Below are 16,440 nucleotides of genomic sequence, written 5' to 3' on the forward strand. Positions count from 1 at the left end.
TGCAGCCACCAGTTCCGGGGCTGCTGGCCCAAACCCCGGACCAGCGGCTGACCGCACCACTTAATACGTTGTAGTATGTTGTATTACACACCACTACTTCGAGATCATCATGTCCGTCATGTCCTTGCGCCTGCCAGACGAAATGGCCAATACGCTCGCCAGCCTTTCCAAAGCCACAGGCCGCAGCAAATCGTTTCTCGCCGTAGATGCATTACGTGAGTACCTGGCAAGGGAAGCCTGGCAAATCGAGGAGTTACAGAAAGCATTGATCGAAGCCGATGAAGGAGATTTTGCGAGCGCCGAGGAGGTCAATGCCGTCGCTGACAAGTGGACGACCAATGCGCGTTGAGTGGCTGCGTACCGCATTAAAAAACCTGGATGACGAAGCCGCTTGCATCTCGATGGAGAATCCCGGACCGGCCGCTGACTTCGTCCAGGCCGTTCTCGCCAGCGTCGATCACCTGGCTCGCTTTCCAGCAACTGGCCGCGAAGGGCGCATACCAGGTACTAGAGAATGGGCAATGCCCGACCGCCCCTATCTGATTCCCTATCGAGTCCGCCAAGGTCGGCTGCAAGTGCTGCGAATTTTTCATACCCGGCGCCTTCCACCCAGCGCTTGGTAAGCTCTGATCGTTATCCAGACATCAGAGCCATATCCCCTCCCCGCTCTTCGTCCCAAGCCGTGCCGTGGTCCCGGCGTCGCCTCGTGATAAAGTCGCCGCCCATGGACCTTTTGCTGTGAGATGAAAAACGCAATGACCGATTTCCAGGATGTCGATGCCCAACTTGAAGACTGGAACGCCTTGCGCAGCAGCGCGTCGTTCAGCGGCTTGCTGGTGGGTAACGGCGCCAGCCGCGCAGTGTGGGACGACTTCGGCTACGACTCGCTGTTCGAGAACGCTCGCACGGTCGAAGAAAAGCCCCTGAGCCAATCCGAACTGAGCGTGTTCGATGCGCTGCAGACACGCAGTTTCGAGCAGGTCCTCGGTGCGCTGAAAACCACCAGCAGGGTCAACAAGGCCCTGGCTGTCAGCTCTGCGGCTCCACGCAATCGCTATTACGCGATCAAGGAAGCGCTGATCAACACTGTGCATGCAGTGCACATCCCGTGGCGGCTGGTAGTGCCTTTGACGCTGGCGACGATCAATCAGGAACTGGGCCAATATCGCACGGTGTTTACCACCAACTACGACCTGCTCAACTACTGGGCGGTGCAGCACCGGCCCGAGGCCATCACCGACCTGTTCCAGGGTGCCGAACCGGGTTTTGACCTGAGCGCCACCGCCACCGACAAAACCCGCCTGCTGTATCTGCATGGTGGTCTGCACCTGGTGCGCAATCAGGACGGCACGGCGCGCAAGCTGCTGTCGACCGAGGGCACGCTGCTGGGTAGCTTCGCCATCAACAACACGATCAAGACCCTCGACGACGTGCCATTGTTCGTCAATGAGGGCCCGAGTGCCGACAAGCTCAAGACCATTCGCAGTTCGGATTACCTGTCGTTCTGCTACGACCAGTTACTTGGCCACGGTGACGGCTTGTGCATCTTCGGCCATGCGCTGGGCGAGCAGGACAGTCACATCATCCATGCCTTGCGCATGGCGAAACCGCAGCTCGTCGCGATCTCGATTTATCCGCGCAGCAAGGCGTTCATCCAGCACCAGAAGCGGCATTACGCGAAGGTGTTTGAGGGGACCGGGATCGAGTTGCGGTTCTTTGATTCGAAGACCCATGCGCTGGGTAGCCCGAAACTGACGGTCCCGGTCGAAGTGTAGTGCTGCGGGGTCCGCTGCCAACTTCGTTACCCCGAGTGTACCGGGCGCCCTTGTGGGAGCGAGCAGGCTCGCTCCCACAAGGGTGTGTATGGGATATGAGCTGTGGGCGTGGGGTCAGAGCACCGGCAGCGTCTTGTCCTTGATCACCTTGCTCGGTCCGTTGGCCTTCACACTGGCTATGCCTTTGTCCATGGCCGCTTCTGAGGAGTAGGCCTCGCTGCTACCGATGATCTCGTGGTTGCCGGCCTTGAGATTGAAATAAGGATGGCCGTCCTTGGTGGTTTTTTTCTCGTAGCGTTCTTCCAGCGGGCTGTTGGCCTGGACCGAGACAATGCCTTTGTCGGCGGCAGCGCGGCTGGTGTACAGCTCGCTGGTCAGAATGGTTTCGGCGTTGGCGGCCTTGAGGACAAACCTGAACTGGCCACTGCTGCTTTTACTCACTTCATACCATCCGGACATACTCTTACTCCTGGGCGATTGAGAAGTTGCGCGCTTGAGAGTAAAGACCAGGCCAGGATTTTTGTCGCCTGTACCGGCCTCTTCGCGGGCAAGTCGAATCGTCGCACCGCCGCTCCCACAGGTTCGATGTGATCCCCCGATTCGACTAGCCCGCGAAGAGGCCGGCACAGACCACACAAACTTGCCTACTTCGCCGCTGCGCGAACCACCGAAAGCCCAGGTGCCTGCCCCCGCCGCTGACTCAAATAGCGCGTACAACTCACCCTTAGAAACGAGGCGAAGTTCACCACCTCACCACGATAATCCATCACCTCTTCATACAACCTGGCGATCAACTGGTTGGTGCTCATGCCGTCGACCTCGGCGATTTCGCTGAGGATGTCCCAGAACTGATTCTCCAGGCGCAGGGTGGTGACCACCCCGCGGATGCGCAGCGAGCGAGAGCGCGATTCGTAGAGGATCGGGTCGGCTTTGACGTACAGCTCGCACATGGACAGATCCCTCGTTACAGCGTGATTTTGGTGCCCAGCAACCCGAGGAAGCCGGCTAGCCAGTTCGGGTGCGCAGGCCAGGCCGGTGCCGTGGCCAGATTGCCCTGAACATGGCCGTCCGTCACCGGGATGTCGATAAACGTCCCGCCCGCCAGACGAACTTCCGGTGCGCAGGCCGGATAGGCGCTGCATTCGCGGCCTTCCAGAATCCCCGCCGCCGCGAGCAATTGCGCGCCATGGCATACGGCGGCTATCGGCTTGCCGGCCTTGTCGAACTCACGCACCAGTTCCAGGACCTTTTCGTTGAGTCGCAGGTACTCCGGCGCACGACCACCCGGGATCAGCACGGCGTCGTAGTCGGCGGACTTGACCTTGGCAAAGTCGAAGTTCAGGGCAAACAGGTGACCGGGCTTTTCGCTGTAGGTCTGGTCGCCTTCGAAGTCATGGATCGCTGTGCGCACGGTCTGACCAGCGGTTTTGTCCGGGCACACGGCGTGCACCGTATGGCCGACCATCAACAGTGCCTGGAACGGTACCATCACTTCATAGTCTTCAACGTAATCGCCGACCAGCATGAGAATTTTTTTCGCCGCCATGGGGAGGACTCCTCTGGGAATTGCGTGGGCTGCAAGAGTATTCAAGGTAGTCCTTATCCGGCGGGGTGGGTAACAACCGGCTACTACCTGATGGACCGCGTTATCGTTCATCGCGGGCAAGCCACGCTCCCACAGGTTTTGCGCCAGCCATAGGAACGGTAGCCTCAAACTGTACGGATATTTCTGTAGCCAGCTGTACGCGCCAAAGCCCCGGGTTTATGGCTAGATGACGACATCTCTCCCCCTGCGATTCTGGTTGCCATCATGTCCTCGCGCGAAAACACCGGCATGGCCCTCGGCCTGCTTGGTGTTGTGATCTTCAGCCTCACCCTGCCCTTCACGCGGATTGTCGTGCAGGAAATCCATCCATTACTCAATGGCCTGGGCCGGGCGCTGTTCGCTGCGATTCCGGCAGCGCTGCTATTGCTGTGGCGACGGGAAAAATGGCCCACATGGAAGCAGATCAAGGGCCTGACCCTGGTGATTGCCGGGGTGATACTCGGCTTCCCGGTGTTGTCAGCCTGGGCCATGCAAACCTTGCCGGCTTCCCATGGTGCACTGGTCAATGGATTGCAGCCGCTGTGCGTGGCGCTGTATGCCGCCTGGTTGTCCCACGAACGTCCATCGAAAGCCTTCTGGGCCTGCGCCGCCCTCGGCAGTGCACTGGTACTTGGCTATGCGCTGATCAGCGGTGCCGGCAGCATTCAAGCCGGTGATTTGCTAATGCTCGGTGCCATTGCGGTGGGCGGCCTTGGCTATGCCGAAGGCGGTCGGCTGGCCAGGGAAATGGGCGGCTGGCAGGTAATCTGCTGGGCGCTGGTACTGTCGACTCCACTGCTGATCGGACCCGTGGTGTATCTGGCCCTGCAACATCAGGGCGAAATTTCCAACAGGACCTGGTGGGCCTTTGGTTACGTCTCGCTGTTTTCACAGTTCATTGGTTTCTTCGCCTGGTATGCCGGGCTGGCCATGGGCGGCATTGCCCGGGTCAGTCAGATCCAGTTGCTGCAGATCTTCTTCACCATTGCCTTTTCAGCGTTGTTCTTTGGCGAACACGTCGAGCCGATTACCTGGCTGTTTGCTGGCGGGGTGATTGTGACGGTGATGCTTGGGCGCAAGACGGCGGTCAAACCCCATGAGGGAGTGAGCCTGCTCGCGAAGGGGCCATAACATTCAACATTTATGCTGAATGTGCCGCCACCATCGCGAGCAGGCTCGCTCCCACAAAATCACAGGTAACCGTCGGAACGCAGCAGGGTTTCCAGGCAGTGCTCGCTGATGTGGTAGAACGCCTTCAACTGCTCAATCTTCACCAGCAGCTGAGCCGGGTCCACTGGCTCGGCGCGCTTGACCGCCAGGATCATCTTGTTCTTGTTGGTGTGATCGAGCGAGATGAACTCGAACACCTTGGTCTCATAGCCGCACGCTTCGAGGAACAATGCACGCAAACTGTCAGTGACCATCTCCGCCTGCTGCCCCAGGTGCAAACCGTATTGCAGCATGGGCTTGAGCAACGCCGGGCTCTGTATCTGCAGGCGAATCTGTTTGTGGCAGCACGGTGAGCACATGATGATCGAAGCGCCGGAACGAATGCCGGTGTGAATCGCGTAATCGGTGGCAATATCGCAGGCGTGCAGGGCGATCATCACTTCCAGCTCGCTGGGTGCCACGCTGCGCACGTCGCCACACTTGAACACCAACCCTGGATGCTCAAGCCTGGCGGCGGCACCATTACAGAGAGTGACCATATCTTCACGCAGCTCGACACCGGTCACTTCACCCTCGGCTTTCAGGGTATTGCGCAGGTAGTCGTGAATGGCGAAGGTCAGGTAACCCTTGCCTGAACCGAAGTCCGCCACGCGTACCGGTTTGTCCAGCGCCAGGGGCGACGAGGTCAGCGCATGGCTGAAGACTTCGATGAACTTGTTGATCTGTTTCCATTTGCGCGACATGGCCGGGATCAGCTCATGCTGCTTGTTGGTCACGCCAAGGTCAGCCAGAAACGGCCGGGTCAGGTCGAGAAAGCGGTTTTTCTCGCGGTTATGTTCGGCTGACGGCACCTCACGCAATTGCTGGGGTTTGCTCTTGAATAGCGATGACTTGCCCTTTTTGCTGTATTCGAGCTGGGCTTCATCGGTCAGCGCCAGTAAATGCGCATTTTTGAACGACGCTGGCAACAGCGCGGCAATGCTCGCCACACCTTCGGCCAGCGCCAGGTTCTTGGTAATGTCGCGGGTCTTGTAGCGGTAGACGAAAGATAGGCAGGGCTGCGCCTTGACGATCACCGGCTTGATGATGATCCGCTGCAGATCCGCTTCATCACCGACGTATTTGGCCAGCACCAGTTTAATGAAGGCCTGTTGCTCAAGGCTCGACTGCAGCAGGCCGATGAACTGGCTGTGGTGATCCGGCGCGAGGCTGGCGGGTGTGGCGATAACGGACATGGAGAAACGGCCTCGGGCAATGCGCATCAGGAATTGCCGGGTATTTTAGGCTGGACGGGAGTTTTGGGCACGGGGATATTTTTGGGCAGGTCCTGGCGCCTCTGGCCAAGACCTGAGAAAGGCGCTGAAACTTCACTGCTCTACCAGTCGAAGTTTACGATTGCTCGGCGAGTTGATCACGTATTTGACGATCAAACCGACTGGCACCGCCCAGGTAAGTCCGTTGACCGGATCCGTCACCACGGCAACGGTTTCAGAGCTCGCGGCGACGTCCAGACGCCGACGGTCATTGCTTGACTTGAGAACTCCATAGGCATGGCTGACCAGCCTTTCCGCGACATGCAGGGGTACATCGACACTCTGCAAATGCTTTACGGCACGACAGAACAACACCTGGTCATCGAGCAGAGCGTCGCTCTCGTGACGAGCCAGAAATGTCTGAGCCATGGCCAGCATGTCCTCGTTCATCTCCAGACCTTCATCGACCTCCATCATGTTCACGACTCCTGTTGCGTATCAGTCGATGACTCGCTGACAGGCCGGGCGGCACGTCGCAAGTCTGGCCCGGCGCAGGGTAAATGCACGGCCGGGTTGGGCATTCCACTGGGAGACAGTTCATGGGTCATTTCGAACTCGGCGCGCACCGACCAGCCGCAAGGCTCCGACGTGCATTGCAAATAGGCCACCCGAAGAAAAATATGGCGACCTTCGCTGGTTCGAATACGCATCCGGCTCAGGCAGTGCGGACACACCATTTTGTAAGTGCTCATGCCGGGTGCCTGCGGGTGATCTGGTGGTAATCGACATTATCAAACGCAATACTGCTTGACGCGTTGATCGACAGGGTCAGCCCTTGCGAATGACGCTTGCCGGACAAGCGCAAGTGCAATGGGCAGAGAGCTGTCAGGCAAGAACCAAACTCGTAGGAAATCACCCTGCTACCATTAGGAAGTTTCAACATCGTATTCTTCTGACTCATAGTTGATGATTGATTACTCATAAGAAAAAAAGTACTCATTACGCATACGTTAGGCACTCAAAAAGCATATGTCAAAAGGAAGAGGCTCAAATTGCGTAGCAAAAAATCACAAGCTGTCTTGGCGCGTTTAAAGCAAATTACTGGCACAAAAAGCGACGCATCTTTATCCTCTGCGCTACAGATCAGCCCACAGACCCTCAGTAGCTGGAAAGGTCGGGATAGCACGCCATACTCATTATGCGTAGACATTGCGCAAGCGCGTGGTGTTTCTCTTGACTGGCTGCTACTCGGTGAAGGCCCTGTTTTGCGCCCTGTTGCTGCCCAGTCAGTCGAGGACAGTCAGGAAAGTGCAACTCGAGAAAACACAATTCTCGCGATGTGGCGATTGCTCGATGAAGACGATCGCTGTGCCATTCAAAATGTTCTGGAGGAAAAACGGCGCTTGCGTGACATGGAGCGGCAACTGTCAGAAATGGCATCAATTCTGTCGACACTTAAACAGTCGAAAGAAATATGAAGTCATATTTAAACTGAATTACGTTACTTCGGGGCACGCCACAGCACAGCAATGTTTCCGTCATTTCGAATAATCAGTACGCACAACAAAATGCTCACTACTGAATGCCATGGACTTACCGGCACAGATGTCAGAAGTACATCCATGCCGGCAACACAAAAAAGTCCTCCGCACAGGCTGGTCAGCAACCTGTCCCGCCAACAATGACGCAATTCGTCGCGCTGATAACAGGCCAACCTGAACGCACTCAACAAGTGAGCAATAGCGGTGATGAAGACAAGTGCAAACGCTTGATTGCCCATCATCCTCGCCCTCTCAAATGTCGAATGATGTCACCCAGGGCGGCACCGTCCATCCATTGCATCAGCTTGATGCTGATGGGAATAACCACGAGCGCACAGAGAAATGCCGTTACCCCTGCCGTCAGGAATGGAGCCAGCGGCTGAGCGACCGGAGTGAAGAGGTAACCTACGCTCGCCGACATCAACCAGGAGCCGATACGCTGCCACGCCTTGAAATTGCTACGGGTTGTGGTTACCAACCACGCCCCGAGCGATGCACCGAACAGGACCTCGCCATCAATCGAGGGTAGTGTCGCGATACCCAGCCCCAACAAGAGACCGCTGATACTGTTGTAGGCCGAATCAGTCAGGCTCATCGGTACCTCGCGATTCCGTGAGATCCACGCTTATGGCTCCCGACTCGATGGCTTTGAGCAACGCCGCGCTGCGAGACCTGACGGCGAATTTGCGACGGATATTGGAGAAATGGAAATTGACCGTGGACTCCGAGCAATTCTGGATCCGGGCAATCTCCCAGGAAGTTTTGCCCTTGGAACACCACATCAAGGTTTGTGTCTCTTTTGCGGTCAGCTGCGCCGGCAGCGTGTCCGCATTGCCGGGGGCATCATCTGAAGCGTCGATTGTTTGATGCTTTGACATAGGCTATCCCTCTCGTCAGAACGCCCGTAGCAGAGCGTTCGCTGTTGGAGAGAGATGTTGCAGACAAGCCCGAGCCCGGACAATCGGCGGGGGTTGTCCCGGCGAATGCTACAAAAGATTCGCTGAAATGGCCTACCCAAGCACTACCAGGCGATTGGGCAACTCGTTGCGCGCGTGCGTGACCGGCACATGCACCTTGAGCAACTCGCCGCATGCCTCGATGCAGCTGACAAAGCCCTGCAATGTCTGCCCCTGGCGCACTTGCCGGGTGAACGCCGCGACGATTTCGTCCCAGTTTTTGTTGTCCAGGCGACTGGAGATGCCCTCATCCACCAGAATTTCCACATAGCGCTCGGCTTCACAGACGAAAATCAGCATGCCAGTGCTGCCTTTCGTATGGTGCAGGTTCTGCTCGAGGAATTGCCGACGCGCGAGATTGGAAGCGCGCCAGTGACGCACCGAACGCGGGACAAGATGGGTGGTGATTTTCGGCAAGCGAAACACCAGGCACAGCACGATGAAGCTGACCCACTGCACCAGCAGCAAGCTGTGCAGGGTCAGCCAGCCCGTCAGGTAATGCACGACACCCGGCACTACCAGCGCCAGGAGGCTGGCCCACAGCAGCGGGATGTACGCATAGTCGTCGGCCCGGGCCGCCAGTACGGTCACCAGTTCCGCGTCGGTATCGCGCTCGACCCGGGTGATGGCCTCGGCCACTTTGCGTTGCTCGTGTTCAGTGAGTAATGCCATGTCTTGAAAATGCCTGTGCGCTATTGTTTTTCATCACCAGCCGCCCGACGAACCACCGCCCCCGAAACTGCCCCCGCCACCACTGAAACCACCGCCTCCCCCGCCGCCGAAACCTCCACCACCAAACCCGCCGCCGGAACCACCGGAACCGCCGCGGCCGGCAGGAAGAATACCGAGCATCTGGCCAACAAAAACGGTCAGGATGAACAGCAGCAGCAAAAACACGAACAGGCCGGGATGGCGTGAAATGAAATCGTCACCTGGATCACCGCTGGACTCGTAGACAGTCGACGGCTCATCCAGGGAGTTGCCACCCAATACCACCAGCATCGCCGCCACCCCGTCGCTGATGCCTTTGCCGTATTGACCTGCCTTGAATGCCGGGGTGATGACCTGATGGATGATCACTGAACTCTGGGCATCGGTCAGGCGATCTTCCAGGCCATAACCGACCTCGATGCGCAATTTTCGCTCGTCACGGGCAATGATCAGCAGTGCGCCGTTGTTCTTGTCCTTCTGCCCGATGCCCCAGTGCCGGCCGAGTTGATAACCGAAGTCGGCGATGTCGCTACCTTGCAGGTCCGGCACCGTGACCACCACCAGTTGCTCACCGGTGGCCGCTTCATGGGCCTGTAACTGTTGAGTCAGCTGCTCGCGCAGCGCCGGCTCAATCATCTGGGCGTTGTCCACCACTCGCCCGGTCAGCGCCGGGAAGACCAGCTCGGCCCGGGCCGCCAGGGTAAATGCCCAGAGCAACAGCACCAGGCCTATCTTCAACGCTCGCATTGGCAACCTCGTCTGTGCACTGGTTTCGCCCCCTGCGGCAGCTCCTTGGTTAGCTGTTGATTCAGAATTTGACCTCAGGGGCCTTTTCCGAACCCGGGGTGGCCTCGAAGGTCTCGCGCACCGGCAGGTTGCTGTACATCACGCTGTGCCACAGGCGGCCGGGGAATGTGCGAATCTCGGTGTTGTACTTCTGCACCGCCAGGATGAAATCGCGCCGGGCAACACTGATGCGGTTTTCGGTACCTTCAAGCTGCGATTGCAGGGCGAGGAAGTTCTGGTTGGCCTTGAGGTCCGGGTAACGCTCGGACACCACCATCAATCGACTCAAGGCGCCGCTGAGCTGATCCTGGGCCTGCTGGTACTGCTTGAGCTTTTCCGGGTTATCCAGGGTCGAGGCGTCCACCTGGATCGAAGTGGCCTTGGCCCTGGCCTCGATCACGGCAGTCAGGGTTTCCTTCTCATGGGCGGCGTAGCCCTTGACGGTTTCCACCAGGTTGGGAATAAGGTCGGCGCGACGCTGATACTGATTCTGTACCTGACCCCAGGCGGCCTTGGCCTGCTCATCGAGCGTCGGGATGTTGTTGATGCCGCAGGCGCTCAGAAACGTGGCCAGCATCAGCAACGCAGCAACTTGCAGGCTCGACCGGTAGGACTTTCGTAGATTCATCTGAGTGACGCTCCCTTGCTTGTTTCATGGAAAAACCAACCGGCGACCCTCTCGACCGGCTCTTGGGGCATAATCGGCCGCGCCTCTGGATTGCAACGGGCCAATGGGCTAAAAAGAGGCCCTGCGTGAAAACGCCTGCGGGTTTCGGCTGTCGTTTTTTCAAGCAGCACCCGAACAACAATAGTCGCTCCCTAAATTTTGGCTGGCCGGCGTGTGTATCGCCGTTTGAGCCCTTGAGAAAAACATTCATGAAGAAGCTGTGTTTGCTGGGCCTGCTTGTCAGCCTGGCCAGTCATAACGTATTGGCCGCTACGACGCCCGCACCCCTGGAAAACAAGGACGCCTTCGTCAGCAACCTGATGAAGCAAATGACCCTCGATGAAAAAATCGGCCAGTTGCGCCTGATCAGCATCGGCCCGGAAATGCCCCGGGAGATGATCCGCAAGGAAATCGCGGCGGGCAACATCGGCGGCACATTCAACTCGATCACCCGCCCGGAAAACCGTCCGATGCAGGACGCGGCCATGCGCAGCCGCCTGAAGATCCCGATGTTCTTCGCCTACGACGTGATCCACGGCCACCGCACCATTTTCCCGATCCCGCTGGCCCTGGCGTCGAGCTGGGACATGGACGCCATTGGCCTGTCCGGGCGCATCGCCGCCAAAGAAGCCGCGGCCGACAGCCTCGACATCACCTTCGCGCCCATGGTCGACATCTCCCGTGACCCACGTTGGGGCCGCACCTCCGAAGGCTTCGGTGAAGACACCTACCTGGTGTCGCGCATTGCCGGCGTAATGGTCAAGGCTTTCCAGGGCAGCGGCGCAAACGCAGCCGACAGCATCATGGCCAGCGTCAAGCACTTTGCCTTGTACGGCGCGGTCGAGGGCGGGCGCGACTACAACGTGGTCGACATGAGCCCGGTCAAGATGTACCAGGACTACCTGCCGCCGTACCGCGCCGCCATCGACGCCGGTGCCGGCGGTGTGATGGTCGCGTTGAACTCGGTCAATGGCGTGCCTGCCACGGCCAACACCTGGCTGATGAACGACCTGTTGCGCAAGGATTGGGGCTTCAAGGGCCTGGCCGTCAGCGACCACGGCGCGATTTTCGAACTGATCAAGCATGGCGTCGCCGCCGATGGTCGTGAAGCGGCGAAGCTGGCGATCAAGGCCGGCATCCACATGAGCATGAACGACACCCTGTACGGCAAGGAATTGCCGGGGTTGCTCAAGGCTGGCGAGATCCAGCAGAGCGACATCGATAACGCCGTGCGTGCGGTATTGGACGCCAAGTACGACATGGGCCTGTTCAAGGACCCGTACCTGCGCATCGGCAAGGCCGAGGATGATCCGGTCGACACTTACGCCGACAGCCGCCTGCATCGCGCCGAGGCCCGGGATGTTGCACGCCGCAGCCTGGTATTGCTGAAAAACCAGAACGAAACCCTGCCACTGAAGAAAAACGCGAAAATCGCCCTGGTCGGCCCGCTGGCCAAGGCACCGATCGACATGATGGGCAGTTGGGCCGCCGCCGGTCGTCCTGCGCAATCGGTGACCCTGTTCGACGGCATGACCAACGCCTTGGGCGACAAATCGACACTGATCTACGCCCGTGGCGCCAACATCACCAGCGACCCGAAAATCCTCGGTTACCTGAACTTCCTCAACTTCGACGCCCCGGAAGTAGTGGATGACCCGCGTCCGGCGAACGTGCTGATCGACGAAGCGGTGAAAGCCGCCAAGGATGCCGATGTGGTGGTGGCTGCTGTCGGCGAATCCCGTGGCATGTCCCACGAGTCGTCGAGCCGCACCGACCTGAACATCCCGCAAAACCAGCGCGAGCTGATCCGCGCCCTGAAGGCCACCGGCAAACCGCTGGTACTGGTGCTGATGAACGGCCGTCCGCTGTCGATCCTCGAAGAGAAGGAACAGGCTGACGCGATCCTGGAAACCTGGTTCAGCGGCACCGAAGGCGGCAACGCCATCGCCGATGTCCTGTTCGGCGACTACAACCCGTCAGGCAAGCTGCCGATCACCTTCCCGCGTTCGGTGGGGCAGATTCCGACCTACTACAACCACCTGAGCATTGGCCGGCCGTTCACGCCGGGCAAACCGGGCAACTACACCTCGCAGTATTTCGATGACACCACCGGCCCGCTGTTTCCGTTCGGTTACGGCCTGAGCTACACCGACTTCAGCCTGAGCGGCATGGCCCTGTCGTCGACCACCCTGAACAAGACCGGCAAGCTCGACGCCAGCGTCACGGTGAAAAACACCGGCAAGCGTGACGGCGAGACCGTGGTGCAACTGTACATCCAGGACGTGACCGGTTCGATGATCCGTCCGATCAAGGAACTGAAGAACTTCCAGAAAGTGATGATCAAGGCCGGCGAACAGAAAGTCGTGCACTTCACCATCACCGAAGATGACCTGAAGTTCTACAACACCCAGCTCAAGTACGGCGCGGAGCCGGGCAAGTTCAACGTGCAGATCGGCCTGGATTCCCAGGACGTGACGCAGCAGAGCTTTGAGCTGCTGTAATCAATCAAACGCCGCTAAAACCTGTGGGAGCGGGCTTGCTCGCGAAGACGGCCTGACAGTCAACTAAGATGTTGAATGTCAGGCCGTCTTCGCGAGCAAGCCCGCTCCCACATTGGTTTTCGGGGTACCCGCTAGCCGCGCCGATCCAGCAGATTGACCACCAGCCGATCCACCCACCCCCACATCCGCTGCTTGACCCGCCGCCACAATGGCCGGCGTTGCCATGCCTCCAGGCTGACTTGCTGACTCAAGGCAAAGTCCCGTTCGAAGCTTGCCGCCACCGCCCGGGTCAACCCGGGGTCCAGTGCCTCAAGATTGGCCTCCAGGTTGAAACGCAGATTCCAGTGATCGAAATTGCACGAACCAATGCTGACCCAGTCATCGATCAGGACCATTTTCAAATGCAGGAAACACGGCTGGTATTCGAAGATCTGCACGCCGGCTTTAAGCAGTCGTGGGTAATAACGATGCCCGGCGTAGCGCACTGACGGATGATCGGTGCGCGGCCCGGTCAGCAGCAGGCGCACGTCGACGCCACGGGAAGCGGCCCGGCGCAATGAGCGCCGAACCTTCCAGGTCGGCAGGAAATACGGTGTGGCCAGCCAGATCCGTTGCTGGCCGCTGTTCAGCGCGCGAATCAAAGATTGCAGAATGTCCCGGTGCTGGCGGGCATCGGCATAGGTCACCCGGCCCATGCCCTCACCCGCCGACGGCACTCGCGGCAGACGCGGCAAGCCGAAATGCGACGCCGGTTTCCACGCGCGGCGATGGCGGTTGGCGATCCACTGCCGGTCGAACAACAACTGCCAGTCGAGGACCAGCGGGCCGGTGATCTCCACCATCACCTCATGCCATTCGCTGACCTCTTCACCGGGCGTCCAGAACTCATCGGTGACACCGGTGCCGCCGACCACGGCCAGGCGCTGATCCACCAGCAACAGCTTGCGGTGATCGCGATAGAAATTGCCCAGCCAACGCCGCCAGTTCAGACGATTATAGAAACGCAGCTCCACCCCGGCGGCCGTCAGGCGCTGGCGCAGGGCCAGGGTGAAGGCCAGGCTGCCGTAATCATCGAACAGGCAGCGCACCCGCACCCCACGCTCGGCGGCCTGCACCAGCGCTTGCACCATGGCTTCGGCGCAGGCACCGGCCTCCACCAGATACAATTCCAGCTCGACCTGCTCCTGGGCCCGGGCAATCTCCACCAGCATGCGCGGAAAGAACTGCGGGCCATCGATCAGCAGTTCGAAATGGTTGCCTGCACGCCATGGAAAGATTGCTCCGGCCATGTCAGCGCGCCGTGAAAATCAGTACCGCACCCACCGGTACCGACAGACTGATGGCCGACAAACCGGCGACCTTGCGCAACGTTTCCAGGCCTGGCGCCAGATCGAAGTCTTCGGCGTTGATCACCAGAGGTTCGAGCGTCACCACCTGAAAACGTCGGTCATCGAGGCGGGTCGCCAACAGTTCGGCGCGATACTCATGTTGCTTGCCGTGCAGGTTGACGGTCAGCGGCAGGCGCAATTCCAGCTGCGCGCCGGGGGCGAGGTCGTTGATCGGGCGCAGGTCGATCTGCGTGGTCACCAGCGCCTCGGGGAAAGTCTGGATCTCGAACAGCTCCTTGCGCATACGCTCATCGCGCAACGGAATGCCGCTGTTGATCGACTCCAGTTCGACCTCTACCTCGGCCTTGCCGTCGGGATCGACTTTGCCGTGCAACACCAGAAAGCGCTGCACTTCTGAGATATTGGCGTTTTTGGTACTGACGAACGACAGTCGTGAGGATTCGCCGTCCAGGTACCAGTTGGCCTGCGCCGACAAAGACGCGCCGGTCAATAGCAGGACGGAGAGGGTTTTGATGATGGACCGCTTGAACATAAAGACTCATTGGGACAGATAAACCTGTGCTGAACCTTAACTGCCCACAGCGCTATTGCAAACCGAAGATCAAAAGTTCGCAGACTTCGACAGCTCCTACAGGGATCAGTGCCGCTGCACACGTTCCAGCATGAACTGCCGCAGGCTGCGATTTTTTGATCTTGCTTTTCAAGGCAACAATCGGCACCCCTGTCGCTCACCCATCCACTGTGCGCTATTGCTGCGGCCCATGCCGCTGACGGTGATGCGCTTGCCGGCAGGGTCATCGATAAAACCACTGGTGGGCAGCCACTGCTTTACATAGCTGTGGCAGTAGTCGGCGTCGTTACCCATTACATATCGGCACGAGCAGTATTCCTTGGCTGTGTAAGCGCTGATGATGTCGGGGAATGCCCACAGAGCCACCCGTTCGTGCCAGATCCAGCCGAGCAAGGCGATCAGCAAGATCAGTAAAAACGTGCTGAACGGATGGCGACGAACAAAAACCTGCCGGCTCATGGCTGCACCTTCCCGGCAAAGGCCTTGAGCGCGAGCTTGAGCAATTCGTTGTGCCGGTAGCTGCCGTCGCGATCATCGCCGTAGCGCACGATCACCAGCTTCTCGCCGGGTATCACGTACATGGCCTGCCCCCAATGACCCAGCGCGGCAAACGTATCCGCAGGGGCGTCTGGCCAGGGTTGTGACGCGCCACCCACGGCGCGGTTGAGCCACCAGTGACCGCCTGGCACTGCCTCATCCTGCCCTGGCTGAAACCGGGCGAAAGGCTCACGGTTGAACGCAACCCAGTCCCTGGGCAGCAATTGGCGATCGCCCCAGCGTCCGTCACGGGCCATCAACAAACCGATTCGCGCCAGATCCCGGGCGGTGAGGTAGGCATAGGACGATGCGACGAACGTGCCCGTGGCATCGGTTTCCCAGACTGCATGACGAATCCCCAGGGGTTCGAACAAGGCCGTCCATGGATAATCCGCATAGCGACTCGGGCCAACCATGTTTTTCAACGCCGCTGCCAACAGATTGCTGTCACCGCTGGAGTAACGAAACGCATGGCCCGGCGCCGAATATTGTCCATGGTCAGCGGTGAACGCGGCCATGTCCCCACGGCCACGGGTGTAGAGCATGGCGACCACCGAAGATTTCAACGGTGCGTATTCATAGTCTTCCTGCCAGTCCAGTCCCGAGGCCCAGTGCAGCAAGTCGGCGATGCTCATGTCCGGGTGTTTTTTCAGTGGCGGGTAGAATCTGGCCGCCGGGTCCTGAAGCTTGAACAGCCCTTCGCCATAAGCCACACCCAGGAGCGTAGCCATCAGGCTTTTGCTGATCGACCAGGTCAGGTGCGGGGTGTCGGCGTTGGTCGGGCCAGCGTAGCGTTGGTAGATCAACTGGCCATCGCGAACCACCAGCAAGGCGTCGGTACGGATGCCTTCGCGGGTGGCCTCGCTGCGGGGTGGGAAGGCATAGGTTTCCAGAGCTTGCAGCGCCGGCCCGGTGATGGTCGGGCCGGTCGGCCATTGCTCGGTGGGCCAGTTTTCGGCACTTGCCGGAAGACTGAGCAGCAACATGCAAATCAGGGACAAGCCGTTAGGCATGGAGGGGGCTCTTTGGCAATGACCT

Annotated in this window: 23 protein-coding genes; 6 read left to right on the forward strand and 17 right to left on the reverse strand. The window is 59.1% G+C overall.

The genetic code is table 11. The features are described from left to right. The first annotated feature begins 109 nt into the window (after positions 1-109). The 3 genes from ASE98_RS07255 (at position 110) to ASE98_RS07265 (ending at position 1,775) form a co-directional block, all read left to right on the forward strand. Positions 110-349, forward strand: coding sequence for a CopG family ribbon-helix-helix protein (locus ASE98_RS07255; protein WP_060540709.1), 240 nt, complete (start codon positions 110-112; stop codon positions 347-349). Then, the gene (locus ASE98_RS25645; RefSeq protein WP_082457495.1) at positions 339-623 is read left to right on the forward strand and encodes a type II toxin-antitoxin system RelE/ParE family toxin; all 285 of its coding nucleotides are present in this window, start codon (positions 339-341) and stop codon (positions 621-623) included. The genes ASE98_RS07255 and ASE98_RS25645 overlap by 11 nt, the downstream gene beginning before the upstream one ends. Positions 624-755: 132 nt before the next feature. Further along, a complete protein-coding gene (locus ASE98_RS07265; protein WP_060540711.1) occupies positions 756-1,775 on the forward strand; it encodes a DUF4917 family protein in 1,020 nt (339 codons plus the stop codon). Between the two features lie 114 nt (positions 1,776-1,889). On the opposite strand, the gene ASE98_RS07270 is transcribed toward ASE98_RS07265, so the two are convergent. The 3 genes from ASE98_RS07270 to ASE98_RS07280 all read right to left on the reverse strand — a co-directional run bounded on the left by ASE98_RS07270 (position 1,890) and on the right by ASE98_RS07280 (position 3,321). Then, the gene (locus ASE98_RS07270) at positions 1,890-2,234 is read right to left on the reverse strand and encodes a YegP family protein (RefSeq protein ID WP_060540712.1); all 345 of its coding nucleotides are present in this window, start codon (positions 2,232-2,234) and stop codon (positions 1,890-1,892) included. A gap of 185 nt (positions 2,235-2,419) precedes the next feature. After that, positions 2,420-2,725: a ribbon-helix-helix domain-containing protein gene (locus ASE98_RS07275; RefSeq protein WP_060540713.1), complete on the reverse strand. Its 306-nt coding sequence runs from the start codon at positions 2,723-2,725 to the stop codon at positions 2,420-2,422. Positions 2,726-2,739: 14 nt separating this feature from the next. Beyond that, positions 2,740-3,321 (reverse strand): DJ-1/PfpI family protein, encoded by a 582-nt coding sequence (locus tag ASE98_RS07280; protein ID WP_060540714.1) that lies wholly within the window; start codon positions 3,319-3,321, stop codon positions 2,740-2,742. A 264-nt stretch (positions 3,322-3,585) separates the two neighbouring features. Between ASE98_RS07280 and ASE98_RS07285 the strand changes: the two genes are divergently transcribed. Next, positions 3,586-4,491 carry a DMT family transporter gene (locus ASE98_RS07285; RefSeq protein ID WP_060540715.1) on the forward strand — a complete coding sequence of 302 codons (906 nt, stop codon included), beginning with the start codon at positions 3,586-3,588 and terminating at the stop codon, positions 4,489-4,491. A 59-nt stretch (positions 4,492-4,550) separates the two neighbouring features. Here ASE98_RS07285 and ASE98_RS07290 read toward each other — a convergent pair whose 3' ends face one another. The 4 genes from ASE98_RS07290 to ASE98_RS26490 form a co-directional block, all read right to left on the reverse strand. Next, on the reverse strand, positions 4,551-5,765 hold the full coding sequence (locus ASE98_RS07290) for a class I SAM-dependent methyltransferase (RefSeq protein WP_060540796.1): 1,215 nt from the start codon (positions 5,763-5,765) through the stop codon (positions 4,551-4,553). Between the two features lie 132 nt (positions 5,766-5,897). Next, positions 5,898-6,260, reverse strand: coding sequence for a hypothetical protein (locus tag ASE98_RS07295; RefSeq protein ID WP_060540716.1), 363 nt, complete (start codon positions 6,258-6,260; stop codon positions 5,898-5,900). Positions 6,261-6,262: 2 nt separating this feature from the next. Next, the gene (locus tag ASE98_RS25650) at positions 6,263-6,535 is read right to left on the reverse strand and encodes an ogr/Delta-like zinc finger family protein (protein ID WP_082457496.1); all 273 of its coding nucleotides are present in this window, start codon (positions 6,533-6,535) and stop codon (positions 6,263-6,265) included. Further along, a complete protein-coding gene (locus ASE98_RS26490; protein WP_236707786.1) occupies positions 6,532-6,783 on the reverse strand; it encodes a hypothetical protein in 252 nt (83 codons plus the stop codon). The genes ASE98_RS25650 and ASE98_RS26490 overlap by 4 nt, the downstream gene beginning before the upstream one ends. A 52-nt stretch (positions 6,784-6,835) precedes the next feature. On the opposite strand from ASE98_RS26490, the gene ASE98_RS25655 reads away from it, so the two are divergent. Next, the gene (locus ASE98_RS25655) at positions 6,836-7,261 is read left to right on the forward strand and encodes a helix-turn-helix domain-containing protein (protein ID WP_082457497.1); all 426 of its coding nucleotides are present in this window, start codon (positions 6,836-6,838) and stop codon (positions 7,259-7,261) included. A 23-nt stretch (positions 7,262-7,284) separates the two neighbouring features. Here ASE98_RS25655 and ASE98_RS25660 read toward each other — a convergent pair whose 3' ends face one another. From ASE98_RS25660 to ASE98_RS07320, 6 genes are all read right to left on the reverse strand, one after another. Beyond that, entirely contained in the window at positions 7,285-7,566 is a 282-nt protein-coding gene (locus ASE98_RS25660) for a phage holin family protein (RefSeq protein WP_330219610.1), read from the reverse strand. Further along, positions 7,563-7,919, reverse strand: a complete 357-nt coding sequence (locus ASE98_RS07300) for a putative holin (RefSeq protein WP_060540717.1) — start codon at positions 7,917-7,919, stop codon at positions 7,563-7,565. The genes ASE98_RS25660 and ASE98_RS07300 overlap by 4 nt, the downstream gene beginning before the upstream one ends. Next, entirely contained in the window at positions 7,906-8,202 is a 297-nt protein-coding gene (locus ASE98_RS07305; RefSeq protein ID WP_060540718.1) for a helix-turn-helix domain-containing protein, read from the reverse strand. Before ASE98_RS07305 ends, ASE98_RS07300 begins: the two co-directional genes overlap by 14 nt. Positions 8,203-8,334: 132 nt before the next feature. Further along, positions 8,335-8,952, reverse strand: coding sequence for a TPM domain-containing protein (locus tag ASE98_RS07310; RefSeq protein ID WP_060540719.1), 618 nt, complete (start codon positions 8,950-8,952; stop codon positions 8,335-8,337). 33 nt (positions 8,953-8,985) lie between these two features. Continuing rightward, positions 8,986-9,738 carry a TPM domain-containing protein gene (locus ASE98_RS07315; RefSeq protein ID WP_060540720.1) on the reverse strand — a complete coding sequence of 251 codons (753 nt, stop codon included), beginning with the start codon at positions 9,736-9,738 and terminating at the stop codon, positions 8,986-8,988. A gap of 61 nt (positions 9,739-9,799) precedes the next feature. Then, a complete protein-coding gene (locus ASE98_RS07320) occupies positions 9,800-10,405 on the reverse strand; it encodes a LemA family protein (RefSeq protein WP_060540721.1) in 606 nt (201 codons plus the stop codon). A gap of 248 nt (positions 10,406-10,653) precedes the next feature. Between ASE98_RS07320 and bglX the strand changes: the two genes are divergently transcribed. Beyond that, positions 10,654-12,945: a beta-glucosidase BglX gene (gene bglX / locus ASE98_RS07325; RefSeq protein ID WP_060540722.1), complete on the forward strand. Its 2,292-nt coding sequence runs from the start codon at positions 10,654-10,656 to the stop codon at positions 12,943-12,945. Between the two features lie 131 nt (positions 12,946-13,076). Here bglX and ASE98_RS07330 read toward each other — a convergent pair whose 3' ends face one another. The 4 genes from ASE98_RS07330 to ASE98_RS07345 form a co-directional block, all read right to left on the reverse strand. Further along, on the reverse strand, positions 13,077-14,234 hold the full coding sequence (locus tag ASE98_RS07330) for a phospholipase D-like domain-containing protein (RefSeq protein ID WP_060540723.1): 1,158 nt from the start codon (positions 14,232-14,234) through the stop codon (positions 13,077-13,079). A gap of 1 nt (position 14,235) precedes the next feature. Beyond that, on the reverse strand, positions 14,236-14,826 hold the full coding sequence (locus ASE98_RS07335) for a YceI family protein (RefSeq protein WP_060540724.1): 591 nt from the start codon (positions 14,824-14,826) through the stop codon (positions 14,236-14,238). Between the two features lie 168 nt (positions 14,827-14,994). Next, a complete protein-coding gene (locus ASE98_RS07340) occupies positions 14,995-15,324 on the reverse strand; it encodes a hypothetical protein (RefSeq protein WP_060540725.1) in 330 nt (109 codons plus the stop codon). After that, positions 15,321-16,415: a serine hydrolase domain-containing protein gene (locus ASE98_RS07345; protein WP_060540726.1), complete on the reverse strand. Its 1,095-nt coding sequence runs from the start codon at positions 16,413-16,415 to the stop codon at positions 15,321-15,323. Before ASE98_RS07345 ends, ASE98_RS07340 begins: the two co-directional genes overlap by 4 nt. Positions 16,416-16,440 lie beyond the last annotated feature (25 nt).

This window comes from Pseudomonas sp. Leaf48, from assembly GCF_001421885.1.
In the GTDB taxonomy this organism is placed as follows: domain Bacteria; phylum Pseudomonadota; class Gammaproteobacteria; order Pseudomonadales; family Pseudomonadaceae; genus Aquipseudomonas.